The sequence below is a fragment of the Ruania alkalisoli genome (assembly GCF_014960965.1).
Classification (GTDB): domain Bacteria; phylum Actinomycetota; class Actinomycetes; order Actinomycetales; family Beutenbergiaceae; genus Ruania; species Ruania alkalisoli.
This window is the reverse complement of the sequence record NZ_CP063169.1, coordinates 3,151,128-3,165,128: the sequence shown is the minus strand read 5'-3', so window position 1 is coordinate 3,165,128 and position 14,001 is coordinate 3,151,128. Positions and strand designations below refer to the sequence as shown.

Below are 14,001 nucleotides of genomic sequence, written 5' to 3'. Positions count from 1 at the left end.
TCAGCCAGCACGGAGCAGGTCGCGCAGGTCCAGTGTCCCAGGGAGACGGGCTACCGGCCAGCCCGGACGTGCCCGAGCTATCCGCCATGCCGTGGCCAGCGACTCGCTGTCGGCCCAGAGCACGTGGTCCGGGGTGAACGAGTCAAGCTCGGCGAGCCGGCGACGCTCGACGTGCACCGCGTTCGGGAGCGGGTCGAGGACGGCGTGCAACGCCGGGTGCATGACCTTCTCGTGCAGGAGCTCGGCTGCTCGACGCATCCGGTCCCGCAGCCCGCCGACCCGACGCTGCCCGGCTCGGGCCACCCGGCCCGGCAACCTGGGCAGCGAGCAGCCGAGCCCGATCAGGCGCTCGAACCCGGCGAGCACCATCTGTGGTGCGCCGGTGAACACGGTCTCGAGCACGTGCACGGGAGACCACCTGGTGGCTGCCTCGACATCTATCACCTGCACGCGCGGGTCCAGCTGGCTCGCGATCCTTGAACTGTTCGTCAGCACCAGCATTCGCACACCGGCCCGCAGCACGGTCGGCGCCATCAGTGTGACGCGGCGGTTGCCCTCGGGTGACATGGCAAGTACGACGACACCGCGTGGACCGAGCGGACCGTCCGGCTGCTGAGCCGCCAGCACGGCACGCATCCGCGCACCCCAACCACGGCGACCCACGGTGGCCCGGAGGTCGTCGAGCACCGCTCCTGCGCGGCTGTCCGGCGGTGAATCACTGAGACCAGCGACCGCACCAGCTACCTGCGCGGCTGTCGGGTCGGTCGGGACGAAGGTTGCCAGCCGGGCCGCAGCAGCTTCGTGCAGGACCTCTTCTGGCCCGCCGCACCGGGTGACGACCACGGGTAGCCCGGCCAGCACGGCCTCGACCGGGGTGAGCCCGAAGGTCTCGTAAGCAGACACGTGGACGAGCACGTCCGCGGCGGCGAGAAAGCCGGGAAGGTCGTCGGGATCGCGCGGCCCTGCGAAGCGCACCGACCCGGTGAGCCCGAGCGCCTCGGCCCGCCGGCGCAGCGCCTCCTCCTGCGGTCCTGTGCCGACCACGGTTAGGGCAGCCTGCGGATGTGCGCCGCGGTACTGCGCGAAGGAGTCCAGCAGCAAGCCCACCCGCTTGCGGGGCACAAGGTTGCCGATGTAGAGCCACCGGTCCGGCGGCCCTCGCAGCGCGCCGGGCGACGGGTGGACGGCACCCGGCTCCCGGACCGGGTTCCCGACGGCGATCACCCGGTGCGCCAGGTCCGCGTAGAGCGCCCGGACGGCGCCCGCCTCGCCCTCGGTGACGGCGGCCAGCACGTCGGTTCGGCGCAGCATCTGCCCGTAGCGTTCCCGGCCGGAACGACTCAGCAACTCCTCGCGCAGGTACGTCGCGTGTTCGGTGACCACCACCCTAGTGCCCGGCTCTGCGGCGTGAGCGACCGCCCACCCGGTGGGCAGACCGACGTGAGCGTGCGCCACACGGGCACCGGCCAGCACACGGTGCTCGAGCAGTGCGCTCCGCTGTAGGTCGCTCACCTTGGCTCGGCTCGTCCCGGCGGCGACCGGCACGTCGATTCGGACCAGCTCGCCCTCAGGCGTCGGCGCAGTGTGCATCGATTCCGTTGTACCTAGTCCGCAGCGACGCAGGTGCACCACCCGGACTTGGGCCGGCTCGAACCCGAGCGCGCGCACAGCGTCCCGCACGAACACGCCGTGGTGCGGCTCCTCGGGGGTCGGGTACCACGGGGTCACCACCACGAGTTCCGGCGTGGTGCTCATCGGAGTAACTCCCGCAGCCTGGCCTCGAACGGGGCTAGCAGCCGGTCCCGCCGGTAGGACCGCGCGTGGTCCTGGGCCCTGGCGTGGTCCTGGGCCGTGACTGTGCGCGCGCGTCGGGCGGCCGCGCGGAAGGACTCGGCCACCGCGCGAGGGTCCAGGTCGGTGCCCCCGTAGAGCAGCGGGTACCCGGCCATCGGGAGTGCCGCGGCAGACTCGGGTCCGTGGATCGCGACGATCGGCTTGCCGGTGGCCATGTATTCGTAGGTCTTGCCAGCGGTGACGTAGCGCGAACTCGGGATCATCATGACTAGGACGTCGAAGGACCGGTACAGCGCGCCGACCCCGGACTTCTGCACCGGTCCTGCCCACACCACACCGCGGTCCGCACCGGGGAGCATCGCGGCGATTGTAGCCCCAGCAGCGGGGGAGAAACCGAGGTGGCCGTAGAGCCGGAGCTGAGCACCAGCCAGCTCGGGGGCGGTGCGCGCCTCGTCCCAGCCGAGCCAGGTCTCGTGCGGCCAGTGCTCGGTGACGGTGCCGATGCTGCCCAGCCGCAGCGGGCCGGGCTCGGGGGTCCGGAAGGGTATGTCGCCGAGCAGCGCGGGGTCGTAGCCGTTTTCTACCACTGTCATCCGCCGGCTCGCATCGGGGTAGCGCCGAGCGTGCCAAGCACGCATAGGTTCGTTCACGAAGACAAGTAGGTCGGCGGCGTCGACCAGCCGGCGCTCAGCCGCCCATGCGCGGTCCCCCGGACTGAAGGCATCCCGCTCGCGGAATTGGTCCAGCGTCCAGGAATCGCGGTAGTCCAGGACAAGCCGGGCACCGGAGGTCGCGATCCGCCGTCCTGCCTCGAACGCGCTCCACGGGTTCCCGGTCGCGACCACGACGTCGATCGGGTGGGTCCGATTGAACTCCGCGGCGCACGCCACGACCCCAGGTATCCAGCGCTCGTAGCGGTCCGGGAAAGCGAACCGGCGCCGGGCTCTCTGCCAGGCCCCTACCGGCTTGGGTAGGTGCGCGCGTTGCCAGCTCATCCGCCGGACGTCGGTAACCAGGTGGTCCGCAGGGACCGGGACGCGGCGGACCCGGATACGAGTGTCTACCTGGTCGAGCAGCGCGTCGTCGGTAGAGCCGGTCACGTCCTCGAAGAACGCTCGGGTCGCCGTGATCACGGTGACGTCCCAGCCGGCGGCCACGAGGTGGTTCGCCATTGCTAGGGGCCGGAACACCCCGCTCGCGCGGGACGGCGGGAAATGCATCGCGATCAGGCAGACGTGCGGCCGGCGCGATCCGCCGTCCCGCGCCCCCTCAGCGGACCAGGTCAAAACCGGTCCACCCGTTGCCGACCTGCACGCGGGGCAGGAAGGTCCCGGCCCCGTTCGACGGGTAGAGCCAGAGACGTCCGCCGCTTACCTCGCGGGCGAGAAGGTCGACCGTGCCGTCGTGGTTCCAGTCCGAGGCCCCGAGCATCGAATTCATGATCTGCCAGCCGTTGCCGATCCGTGCGCCGTCGCGGAAGCCGCCGTTGCCGTCTCCGCGGTAGAGGTACAGCGCGCCGGTACTCGCTTGCCGGGCGAACAGGTCCGGGTTGCCGTCCCCGTCCCAGTCGCCTGCGGCGAGAATCTGGTCCATCCCGCGCCAGCCGTGCCCGATGCGGACGCCGGGCGAGAGGCCGCCGCGCCCGTTGCCGCCGTAGTAGAGCAAGTCGCCGGTGCTCGTCTGGCGCACGATCAGGCCGACGCTGCCCGCGCCGTCCCAGTCCTGCACGCCGATGAACTGGTCGAAGTTGCGCCAGCCACGTCCCATCACCCGCGGCGTGCCCCAGCCTCCGCGCCCATCTCCCGCGTATACCAGTAGCTGTGCGGTGGAGGGCTGGATGGCGATCACTTCTGGATGCCCGGTGCCGGAGAAGTCGTGCACCTGGGTCATCGCGCCCATAGTCTGCCAGCCGTGCCCGATCGTGGTGCGGGTGTGCCAGGCGGTCGGTCCGCGGGCCAGGTAGGAGTAGAGGGTGCCGTCGGGGCCGCGCGCGAGCAGGTCTGGCATGCCGTTGCTGTCCCAATCCCGTTGCGGCGACTCGAGTGCCACCCCGTCGAGAGTAGCCGCGAACAGGGTCGAGCGCAGGGAGAACTTGGCGCGCAGCTGAGCGCCGGAGACGGTGACGCTGTCGCTCGTCCCGGTGAGCGTCACCGACGTAGCGCGGCCACCGTAGGGGCCGAGTCCGTCTCGTGTGACCTGGATCGACCGGAACGTGCCGATCGCCGGGTAGGCGGCGGTGATCTGACTGCCAGTGAGCACGGTCTGCCACGCGCCGAGACCATCGTAGGGGTCGGCCGCCGCACGCAGGTACGGCCGGCTGCCTTGCACGGAGTAGCCGCCGTTCGAGGCGCTGAACTGAGTGAAGGCCGGCGCGCCCGAGGCGAGCACCACAACACCGCTGGTGTCCGTGACGGCGGCCCGCGTACGCGGATGGGTGAACGAGCGCAGCAACGTGCCGTCCTCGGAGTACTCGGCGATACCGCGGAAGACCTGGCACGAGGTGGTGTCGCAGGTGTCGTACCAGGACGAGCCGCTCGCCTGGTCGAATCGCGCGTAGGTGCGGGCCGCGACGGCCTGGGCGCGCAGCGCCTGGACGCTCCACCCGGCCGGCATCTCCGCGGTGACCACCGAAGGCAGGTAGCCGGCATAGGTGGTCACCACGACCGTGCGCAGAGCGGAGCCGACCAGGACCGCACGGATCGCGCCCTGGTACTCCTGGTAGCCGTTTGCTTCCAGCCGGACGGTGCCGTCAGAAGTGACGAGATCGGTGCTCGTCCGGCCGCTCAGCGCCGCGGTGAGCGCGGGCAGCCCGTGGTCCCGCCAGGTCCCGGCTGCCCGGCCCTGCACCACCAGGGTGCTGCCCGAGCGCCCAACCCGCCAACGGTCCACTGTCGCGCCGCCCAAGGTGCTGGGCAGAGCGTACGAGGCGGAGTCGAGCCTGACCGATGTGCCCGGCTCGGCGACGATCGTTGCCAGGTTGTCCTGGTCCCGCTGGATCCACACCCGGATTTCCCCGGAGTCCGGAAGCACGCCCTGGGTCGTCCCGGGGTAGTAGGCGGAGAGGATCTGGGTGTACGTGTGGCCCGCGGCAGCGCGGCCCTGGGCACCCCACTGGGACATCCCAATGCCGTGCCCGTAGCCGCGCCCGTCCAGGGTGACCGTTGCCTCGGCCGCCGCCGGCGGCGCGGTGCTCACCGTAGTCACGATCACCAGCAGTGCCGCCGCGAGTAGGGCCGCGACGCCGCGACGCACCCGTCGCGGGAGGGGCAAGTCAGTCATCTCCTCGCCTTTTCAGGTCCGCTAGAGGTTGCTGTATGTAGCGGCCAGGTGCCGCACCTGCGTCTCCCACGAGAACCGCTCGGTGAACTGGTCCGACCGGGCCGAACCACCGTATCGCTCGGCACCGTCGAGTGCCTCCTGGAGGGCCCTGGCGCAGTCCTTCGCGTCGCCGGGAGTGAAGGCTGTGCCCACCTCGTTCTCGCGGACGAAAGCGCCCATCACTGTCAAGTCGCTGACTACGATCGGCAGTCCCGCGAACAGATAGTCGAATAGCTTGTTCGGTAGTGCCATCTCGTGGTTCGGCAGGCCTGCGATCAGTGGATGTACACCGACGTCGGCGGTGCGCAGGTACGCGAGGATCTCGTCCGGCGGTACCGGGTCGACGAGGTGCAACCTGTCCTCGACGCCCGCCTTGCGGGCGGCCTTGGCGAGCAGCGCCGCGCGCCAGTGCGTGGCCTCGGGCACGCACACCACGGCGAGGTGCACCTCGGGCAGCCGCGCGAGCGCCTGTACCACGGTTGGCAGCCCACGCTTTTCGTTGAGCACCCCGGAGTACACGACCAGCGGCACGCCGTCGGCGACCCCGGCCGCGCCGCGGACATCCTTGTCGCTGCGGGAGGGAGCCGTCATGGAAGGGCTGTTCAGAACGACGGCCGGTGTGGCGGCGAGCCCGTAGTGCTCCTGAAGAGCGTCCGCGATGGGTGCGCTCACTGTGATCACGGCGTCCGCGTGCGGGATGCAGACAGCCTCCATCCCTTGTAGCGCCCGCTCCTCGATCACCGTGCGCGCCCGCGTGCCCGGGATGTACTCGTGGGCGTCATAGACCAGCGGCACCGTTCGGCCGGCGCGGGCCGCGCGCGTCTTGACCGCGACGCCGGCGCTGAGTAGATGCACGTCGTGCACGTGCAGGATGTCCGGCTGTTCGGCGGCCATCCGCCGCACGAAAGCACGTTCGAGGTCGACGATGTTGGGCAACTCGGCCCGCCACCGTCGGCCGGCAACCCTGGCCCGCAGCCCGTCCACCTTGCCCCAGGCGGTCCGCGCGACAGCATCTTGCCAGCCGCGTGAGGTACGGCGCACCTTGTGCAGCACCCGGCGCGCAAGCGTCACCGGCCCATCGCCGTGCTCGGCACGGTGGGCATCAAGGGACCGGCGACTGCGCTCTTCGTGCTCCGCGTCGCGGTAGGCGGGCCAGGGCCGCCACTCCCGTTGCGCCGTTCGGCGTTGCACGCGTGCGTCGCGCAGTGCGTAAGCCACCGGCAGGCCGACCGTGCGGACCGGCCCAAGCGTGCCCTCCACCGGTCCAGAGGCGTCGATTTCACCATACAGGAGCGTCACCCGGTATCCGAGGTTGGCCACGGCCAGGGCGGACTTGCGCACCCGCGCATCGTTCGCGATCCCGCTGGCCACCACCATCACTACGTGCTCGTCGGTCATGGCCGCTCCACCTCCGTCACCTGGAGGGAGTCGAGATTGGTCACGCCCTCGGCCCAGGCTCGCTCGGGCAGCCCGCCGAGTAGCTCGTCGTAGACGGACCGGATCGTCTCGGCTTGCGCCGCCCAGGAGAACTCGTGCAGCAGCGCCGCGTCGCCGAGGATTCGATCCCGTACCTCGCCCACGCGGGGCAGCAGGTCGGTGACCGCCCGCACCAGGTCGGCGACGTCCCCGGCGGCGTAGACATCCCCGAGGCTGCGCTCGCGGACGATCTCAGCCTGCGCGGGAGTGTCGCTGGTGATGATCGGCAGCCCAGCGAGCAGATACTCACAGAACTTGTTGGTTAGCGCCACGTCGTGATTCGGGGCGTGCAGCAGAGTGCTCAGCCCGATGGTGGCGCTGCGGAAATAGTGCGTAACCAGCTCTGCCGGCACGAACGGCGCGACGTGGAACCGGTCCAGCACTCCGAGCGACCGGGCCTGGGTGAGTAACTCCTTGGTGACTGGGCCGTTGGGTCGGTTGGTCACAAGGGCCAGGTGCACACCCGGCAGGTGCGCGAGCGCTGCCACGGCGGTTTGCACGCCGCGCGCGCGGTTCACCCCGCCGCCGTACACGAGCAACGGCACGTCGGGAGCGAGCCCGACCACCTTGCGCAGGTCGTCGAAGTCCTCCGGCGGGTGACCCACCAGCGGGGCGTTCAGCACGACCTCAGGAGTCCGCTCCAGCGAGTAGTCGCGAGCCAGCCACTGTGCGAGTGGCGGTGAGACGGTGATGATGCGGTCGGCGCGGCCGACGAACTCGCGCTCGAGGTCGCAGTACGCGCCGATCGTACGTGCTGGCACGACGGCGACCCCGGCGATGTACTCGTGGGCGTCGTAGACGAGGCGCACGGTGCGCCCCTGCGCGGCAGCCCGATCGATGGCGTTGGCCGCAACGCCGAGCATGAAGACGTCGTGCACGTGGATGACGTCCGGTCGCAGCTCGTCGAGCAGCCGCCCGAGCGCGACCTCGTCCGCCCGTGCGTGCGGCAGTACCTCACGCCAGCGGCTCAGCGAGGGGTACTCGCGGTAGTGCGCGATCTCGCGATCTCGGGCGGACTCTACGTCCTGGGCCGGTCCTGCTGGGACGGGCGGCGGCGGTGGCACACGCAGGGCCACGGCGCGGTTGTAGATCCGTTCGAGCAGCACCTGTACCTGGCGGAGCAGAGCGACCGGCAGGCTCAGAGCACCGTGCTTGCGCTCGGACAGGGCGCGCCGAGCGCCCCGACGGCGACGGGCGGTGGCCTTGCGAGCCGCCTGCAGCCGTTCCCAGGCGCGCTCGTCGGGGATGACCAGGTCGAGTGGGCGGACCCGGGCCGGTACAGGCCCGGCCTCCTCGCCCAGGTTGTAGGGCACCGGCTCGACGATGATGCGTGCCTCGCCCATCGTGTAGGTGCGGTGCACGCCCTTGCGGACCACGCCGATGCCGGTCACCCGCAGTCCGAGCGCGTCGGCGCTCGCGATGTACTTGAGCACACGGGAGTCCACCAGGACGTCGTTGCCCGGCATATAGACGACGTGCGGGGGTGCGGAGTCGGTCACTGCGGCCCTTCCTGGAGAAAACTTCGGAGTGTAGCGGCCGAGACGGCGCCGTCGTGGACTGCCCGGACGAAGCGTTCACCGTCGGCTGCCTTCGCGCGGGCGGCGTCCGGGTCGGCGATGATCGCGCGTACCACCTCCTCGATCTGGCGGCCCCGCGCCTGCACGATCGGGATCTCGCCGTGCCCGGCTGCGCGCACGTGGTCGCGGACTTGGTCGTCGACGTGCCCGACCACAACCCGTCCCGCTGCCATCGCCTCGCACGCGGCCACGCCGTAGCTGCCCAGCCGGAACTGGTCCAGCACGATGTCGGCCTCCGTGTAGATCTGGGTCATCTCGGCCGCGGACATACCTTCGATCCTGCGGTACTCCACGGCTCCCTCGGCGACCAGGCCGCGCAGGGCTTCCTCCACCAGGTTGCTGCCCTTGACGGCCGACTTGCTCGGCGCGTGCACGACCACTGGTACCTCGCTCAGCATCGGTGGGCGGGTAGTGCGCCAGCGTTCGACGTCAACCACGACCGGGCACCAAGTGGCGTCCGGCAGGTCCAGGAGGAGGTCCGGGGTGGAGACGAACACCGGGCCCGAGAACGCTGCGATCCGTGCCACGTTGCGTGCCGCGCGGTCCTCGAGAAGCGGCGTTTCCGGGATGATGCCATTGCGGAAGGGGGAGTCGGGGTCGTTGGCGTGCCGGCTGGGCAGCCGCACGTCGGTGCCGTGCGCGATCACCGCGACGCGGAGCCCGGCCCGAGTGAGGAGCTTCGACTCGGTCAGGAAGTTGAGATTGTGCGTGCGGCCGAACAGGGGCCGGGCGGCTTCGAACAGCACGTGGGTGAAATGTGAGCGGACGTAGTCGAGGGCACGCGCGTGCCACTCGAAGTCGTCGAGGTAGGTCAGCTCCGGGACGGCCAGGTCGACAGGGAAGTCGAACGTGCCGGGCCGTTCCGGGGCGAAGGAGACCGCTGCGACCGTGCCGAGCTCACTCTCGACCGCGCGCGCCCACAGGTAGCCCTGACCGGCGAAGTTCGCCGGCCCGACGAAAAGCCGGACGGGAGCGTCGCGCACCGTGGGGAGCGTGTGCACCTGCAGCGTGCCGACGTGCACCTCGCGGCCCATCGCACGCTCCACGAGCACCCGGGGGAGCCGGTCCTTGACCCGGGTCACTGCCCGTCGCACGGGCTCTGGCAGGTACCGTCTCGCATCAGCTGCTGCCCGGACGAGCCGGGTTGCCCACCCGCCGACGCGGCTCATCGGGGCCCGTCCAGGAACGTCCGGAGCACATTGGCCGAGACGGTGCCGTCGTGCACCTGGTTTGCGAAGGCTACGCCCGCCTCGCCCAACCGCGCGACCCGCTCCGGCGCGGCGACGACGCCGCGCAGGACCTCCTCGAGGGTGTCCGGGTCTGCCTGGACGAGCGGCAGGTCGGTCCCCGTCGCGGCGCGGACCCGTTCGCGGACTGGCTCACGCACGTTCCCTAGCACCACGCAGCCAGCCGCCATCGCCTCGCAGGCGGCCACCCCGTAGCTGCCGATCCTGAACTGGTCCAGCACGATGTCGGAGTCCCGGTAGATCTCCGGCATTTGCCGGGCCGGTACGCGGGAGATACGCCGGTACTCGATCACACCGGCCTCATGTAGCGCGTGCAACGTCGGTTCGACCAGGTCGGAGCCCTTCACCTCCGGCCGGCTCGGTGCGTGCGCGACCACGGGGACCGGCCGCCGGACGTTGCGTTCGGTGTGCCAGCGTTCGGTGTCGACCACCACCGGGCACCAGCGCGCCGCCGGGACATCGTCCAGCAGGTCAGGCGTGGAGACGAACACAGGGATCCCGAGGTCCGTCAGCCGCTGGGCGTTGAGGGTAGCAAGGGCTTCGAGCTCGACGGTCTTACGGTAGCCCGGCACCAGGAACGGGGACCATGGGTTGTCCTGCACGTGCCTGCTGGGAAGCCGGATGTCGCTACCGTGGCACATGGCGGCCGCGCGTACCCCGTGGTCGGCGAGGTGGGCCACCTCGCGGGTGAAGTCCTCGTCCAGGTGTAGGCCTAGCAGCGGCTGCTGTGCCTCCACCAGCACGTGTGTGAAGGACTCAAGGTAGGCGAGTTGGTCACGAGCCCAGAGCTCGTTGTCCCAGTAGACCGGCAGCGGGACGGTGTAATCGATTGCGAAGGAGAACCCGCCCGGGCGGGTCGGCGCGAACGCGACCGCCGACACCTGCGGCCGGTCCCGCTCGACTGCGCGCGCCCAGCGGTAGCCCTGGCCGGCATGGTTGGCTGGTCCGACGAACAGACGCACGGACGCCTCGGGGCGTGGTTGCGGCCGGTCGGGGAGATCGTCCGGGAGCGTCACCGGTTCGGGTAGCGGCTTGGGTGCGGGCGCCGGAGCCGGACGCGCCGTTGGCGTGGGCGGACGGCCTGCAAGAGTCCGCGCGCGCCTGCGGACGGGTGCAGGGAGTCGCCGCCAGAGCCGCCGAAGGGCGGACTGAGCGCGTGCGTCTGTCACCTCGACCTCACCTTCCGCCGGACCCGTGTGGTCTCGTCTGCTGCCTGCCCGGACACGATACTGTAGCCGCGTCCTCGCTCAGCAGCGTATGAGCCGTCCACGGAGGTCGTTCACCCTCATGCAGCGCCATCTGCTCTACGTCGCGTGGGGCTTTCCTCCGTGCCGTGGCGGCGGTGTATACCGGGCCCTGGCGACAGCAAACGAGTTTGCCCGTGCCGGCTGGCGGGTTACGGTACTGACCGCGAACCGGGAGACCTTCGAGCTGTACACCGGTGCCGACGAGTCCCTGGAGGCGGAGATCGACCCGCGGGTCGAGGTTGTCCGGATCCCATTCGTCTGGCCGGCGCAGGAGCCCGATATACGGTCCTACTCACGGCTGCGTGTGCACCTGCCGCAGTTGTGGAGCAGGTGTCGGTCGCTGCTGGACCAGTTGCCGTTCCCTGAGCGTGGCTACGGGCCGTGGCGACGGCCCCTCGTGGCGGCGGCGCACCGGATCCACGAACGGGACCCGGTGGACCTCGTCGTCGCTACGGCCAATCCGTACGTCACCTTCGCCGCGGCCACGGCGCTGCATGAACGTGGGGTGCCCTACGCGCTGGACTTCCGCGATGCGTGGAGTCTCGACGTGTTTAGTGGCCGTACGGTCGCCGGCCGACGAAGCCGGATTGGCCGGGTCGAGCGGCGCTCCGTGGCGGGAGCCATCGAGGTCTGGTTCGTCAACGAACCGATCCGCAAGTGGTACGCGACGAGGTATCCCGAGCACTCGGGGCGGATGCATGTGGTCGCCAATGGATGGGATCCCGGGTTGGTCGCGGGGGGGACAGGGCACGCCGCTGAGGCGAGGTCTGGCGCTCCACCGACGTTCGGTTACCTCGGCACGATCACACGCAAAGTGCCACTGGAGGTGCTGGTCCAGGGATGGGCGCTAGCGAAGGAACGCGGTGACCTGCCCTCGGACGCGCGCCTGCGCTTGGCCGGCTATCTCGGCTACTTCGCGGGCGGGGACACCGACCTCCGCGCTGTCATCGCTCGGGGCGCCGACTCCGATGTTGAGTTCGTCGGTGCCGTGCCCAAGCGTGACGTCGCGAGGTTCTATGACGGTGTCGATGTGCTGGTGCTGGCGCTGGGCGCCGGGGCGTATGTGACCAGCGGTAAGGTATTCGAGTACCTGGCGATCGGTCGGCCGATCGTGTCCGTGCACGCCCCTCAGAACGCAGTCGCCGATGTTCTGACGGGGCACCCGCTCTGGGCTCCGGTGGACGAAGTCGACGCCGCGAGCGTCGCCTCGGCGCTGGGGGTTGGCTGGCGATTTGCCCGGTCGGCGACACCGAAACAGCTCGCGCGTGCTCGCGACTTCGGTATGCGCTACCGGCGTGACCGCCAGCTCGTGCCGCGGATCCGTGCCTTGAGGGAGGCGTTAGCCGCGAGAAGTCCGTCATGACGCGCGGGAGCGTGGCCGTGATGCTCGCGGCGACAGTCGAGGGAGCGGTAGCAGCCCAGGAGGCGTACAGACTCGCCGGCAACGCCGCTGCGGCGTTCGTGGTCGTATGTTTCGGCCGATTCACTACGAGAGATGCGCAGCCGATGGGGATGGTTTGCTGGCTTGAGCTGTCCACTGAGCCCGTCCCGACGCGGCGCCGGATCGGTCGGCGCGAGGCACCCGGCCACGTCCGTGACGTGCTCTTACGCCGAACTGTCAGCGCACGATTCGCGCGAGCAGCGTGGCGGGATGCGCGAGTACGCGGTCTGCTCGTTGATGCCCAGGTGGTCGTTGCTCTCGATGCCGAGTCCGTTCCGCTCGCCTGGCGGGCCGGCAGACGGAACCGCTCAGCGCAACTCGTCGAGGGCCTCCAGGCTGGGTTGCGGCTCCTGCACCGGCTCTGAGGTGGGGGCGCGGTGCTCGTGTACCGGTTTCAGCGCAGGCCATGGGTCGACGGGGCCCTCATCCTGTTCGACGACCTCCCACGGTGGGGTCGGCACCGGTGCCGGAGGACTGATCCCGGACACTGTCGTGTACAACTCGACCAGTGGGCGGGCCTGATGCTGCCAGGACAGTTCCTCGAGCAGTGGTGCCGTGATTGCCTGCTGGTACCGCTCGAGGCTGCCGAGCAGGGTCCTGACTGCTCGGGCCAGGTCGTCAGGGTCTTCGGCCACGAAGGACTCTCCGACACCGTGCTTGTTAACGAAGGCGGCCGGCGTCGCCAGGTCGCTGACCAGCAGAGGGAGTCCGGCGTGCAGGTACTCGGTGAGCTTGGTGGGCAGCGATGCCTCGTAGTTGGGGTAGTGGATCCCGGCGAAGACTCCGATGTCGGCTGAGGCAAGGTACCCGGGGATCTGAAACATGTCGACGTACGGGGCCACGTGCAGACGGTCTCGGACGTTGAGCCGACGGGCCAGCCGGAATAGGTCGCGCAGCGGCCCATGCACGCGTGGGGACTCCCGTGTGACGATAGCGATGTGGACGCCAGGCAACGTCGGCAGCGCTTCGATAACCGTCTGGATGCCGCGACGAGGGTCGACTGAGCCGCTGGAGACGATCAGGGGGACGCCGTCCTCAAGCTCGATCGTCTCGCGCAGACTGGGTGCACTGCTGGCGTCCACCCCGGCTATGGGAGCATTCCGGACCACGAGGGGTGGGGTGTTCAAGCCGTACTCCTCCGTGAGCATCTCGGAGATCTCAGGGCTGACAGTCACCAGGGCGTCCGGGGATGAGATGAATTCACGCTCATGGTCCACGTACGCAGCAGTGAGCAGCGGGCTGCCCCAGTCCACCGCGGAGACATGCTCGTGCATGTCGTGGATCCAGCCAACCCGACGACCCTGCGCGCGCAACATGCTCACGGCCTCGTACGCGACGCCGATCATCGCAGGGTCGTTGGAGTGGATGACGTCGGGCTGGAGTTCGACCAGCGCTGGCGCGAACGCGTCCCGCCAGTCGAGGAATGCAGGCAGGTCCTCCCGCCACGCGACATCGGCAGGATCCTTTGGTGGGACGATGCTGCGGTGGCTGCCCGCTCCCAGGGCACGGACCTTGTGCAGCAACCGAGCGCCTAGCAGCCGAACCTCGAGGAGGACCCGGCGGAGCACCCCGATCGGTGAGCGGTCGCCGGATAGGGCTTCGCGTTCGCGACGGATCCGCCGGCTGAGCCGGCGGCTGGCCCGCCGTCGCTCAGAGGAGTGTCGGTATGCGCCGGGGTACCGGGGGGGGCGGACCCGAACTGTCCGAGCCAGTAGCGCGTCCCGGTGCTCTCGCCCGATGCCGCGCCGGATGACCCGCACGGGTCCCAGCCAGGTACGCGGCTCGCCACCGACGCCATCGAAGCCGACCAGTGCGACCTCCCACCCGGCACGAGCAGCCGACAGGGCGGACTTCTGCACCCTCGAGTCCCCAGTAATCTTGCTCTGTACCACGACGACGAG

The 14,001-nt window shown here is 70.0% G+C and carries 10 protein-coding genes; 2 read left to right on the top strand and 8 right to left on the bottom strand.

What is annotated here, in order from left to right:
* The 7 genes from IM660_RS14060 to IM660_RS14030 are packed head-to-tail and all read right to left on the bottom strand — an operon-like array spanning position 1 to position 10,581.
* Entirely contained in the window at positions 1-1,755 is a 1,755-nt protein-coding gene (locus tag IM660_RS14060; protein ID WP_193496407.1) for a glycosyltransferase, read from the bottom strand.
* The gene (locus IM660_RS14055) at positions 1,752-3,080 is read right to left on the bottom strand and encodes a glycosyltransferase (protein ID WP_193496405.1); all 1,329 of its coding nucleotides are present in this window, start codon (positions 3,078-3,080) and stop codon (positions 1,752-1,754) included. The genes IM660_RS14060 and IM660_RS14055 overlap by 4 nt, the downstream gene beginning before the upstream one ends.
* Positions 3,064-5,073, bottom strand: a complete 2,010-nt coding sequence (locus IM660_RS14050) for a SpoIID/LytB domain-containing protein (protein ID WP_193496403.1) — start codon at positions 5,071-5,073, stop codon at positions 3,064-3,066. The genes IM660_RS14055 and IM660_RS14050 overlap by 17 nt, the downstream gene beginning before the upstream one ends.
* 21 nt (positions 5,074-5,094) lie before the next feature.
* A complete protein-coding gene (locus IM660_RS14045; RefSeq protein ID WP_193496401.1) occupies positions 5,095-6,510 on the bottom strand; it encodes a glycosyltransferase in 1,416 nt (471 codons plus the stop codon).
* A complete protein-coding gene (locus tag IM660_RS14040) occupies positions 6,507-8,087 on the bottom strand; it encodes a glycosyltransferase family 4 protein (RefSeq protein ID WP_193496400.1) in 1,581 nt (526 codons plus the stop codon). The genes IM660_RS14045 and IM660_RS14040 overlap by 4 nt, the downstream gene beginning before the upstream one ends.
* A complete protein-coding gene (locus IM660_RS14035; protein ID WP_193496398.1) occupies positions 8,084-9,334 on the bottom strand; it encodes a glycosyltransferase in 1,251 nt (416 codons plus the stop codon). Before IM660_RS14035 ends, IM660_RS14040 begins: the two co-directional genes overlap by 4 nt.
* Positions 9,331-10,581 (bottom strand): glycosyltransferase family protein, encoded by a 1,251-nt coding sequence (locus IM660_RS14030; protein ID WP_193496396.1) that lies wholly within the window; start codon positions 10,579-10,581, stop codon positions 9,331-9,333. The genes IM660_RS14035 and IM660_RS14030 overlap by 4 nt, the downstream gene beginning before the upstream one ends.
* 118 nt (positions 10,582-10,699) lie before the next feature.
* Between IM660_RS14030 and IM660_RS14025 the strand changes: the two genes are divergently transcribed.
* Both IM660_RS14025 and IM660_RS14020 read left to right on the top strand, forming a co-directional pair.
* The gene (locus IM660_RS14025; RefSeq protein WP_193496395.1) at positions 10,700-12,022 is read left to right on the top strand and encodes a glycosyltransferase; all 1,323 of its coding nucleotides are present in this window, start codon (positions 10,700-10,702) and stop codon (positions 12,020-12,022) included.
* Complete coding sequence (locus tag IM660_RS14020) at positions 12,019-12,465, top strand: hypothetical protein (RefSeq protein WP_193496393.1); 447 nt, start codon at positions 12,019-12,021, stop codon at positions 12,463-12,465. The genes IM660_RS14025 and IM660_RS14020 overlap by 4 nt, the downstream gene beginning before the upstream one ends.
* On the opposite strand, the gene IM660_RS14015 is transcribed toward IM660_RS14020, so the two are convergent.
* A complete protein-coding gene (locus tag IM660_RS14015; RefSeq protein WP_193496391.1) occupies positions 12,409-13,959 on the bottom strand; it encodes a glycosyltransferase family 4 protein in 1,551 nt (516 codons plus the stop codon). The two genes, IM660_RS14020 and IM660_RS14015, sit on opposite strands and share 57 nt — an antisense overlap.
* Between the last annotated feature and the right edge of the window lie 42 nt (positions 13,960-14,001).

Bases quoted from the DNA above. Each gene is read 5' to 3' on its own strand.
- IM660_RS14025 (WP_193496395.1), top strand. From the start codon at position 10,700: ATGCAGCGCCATCTGCTCTACGTCGCGTGGGGCTTTCCTCCGTGCCGT.
- IM660_RS14050 (WP_193496403.1), bottom strand. From the start codon at position 5,073: ATGACTGACTTGCCCCTCCCGCGACGGGTGCGTCGCGGCGTCGCGGCC.
- IM660_RS14045 (WP_193496401.1), bottom strand. From the start codon at position 6,510: ATGACCGACGAGCACGTAGTGATGGTGGTGGCCAGCGGGATCGCGAAC.
- IM660_RS14035 (WP_193496398.1), bottom strand. From the start codon at position 9,334: ATGAGCCGCGTCGGCGGGTGGGCAACCCGGCTCGTCCGGGCAGCAGCT.
- IM660_RS14060 (WP_193496407.1), bottom strand. From the start codon at position 1,755: ATGAGCACCACGCCGGAACTCGTGGTGGTGACCCCGTGGTACCCGACC.
- IM660_RS14020 (WP_193496393.1), top strand. From the start codon at position 12,019: ATGACGCGCGGGAGCGTGGCCGTGATGCTCGCGGCGACAGTCGAGGGA.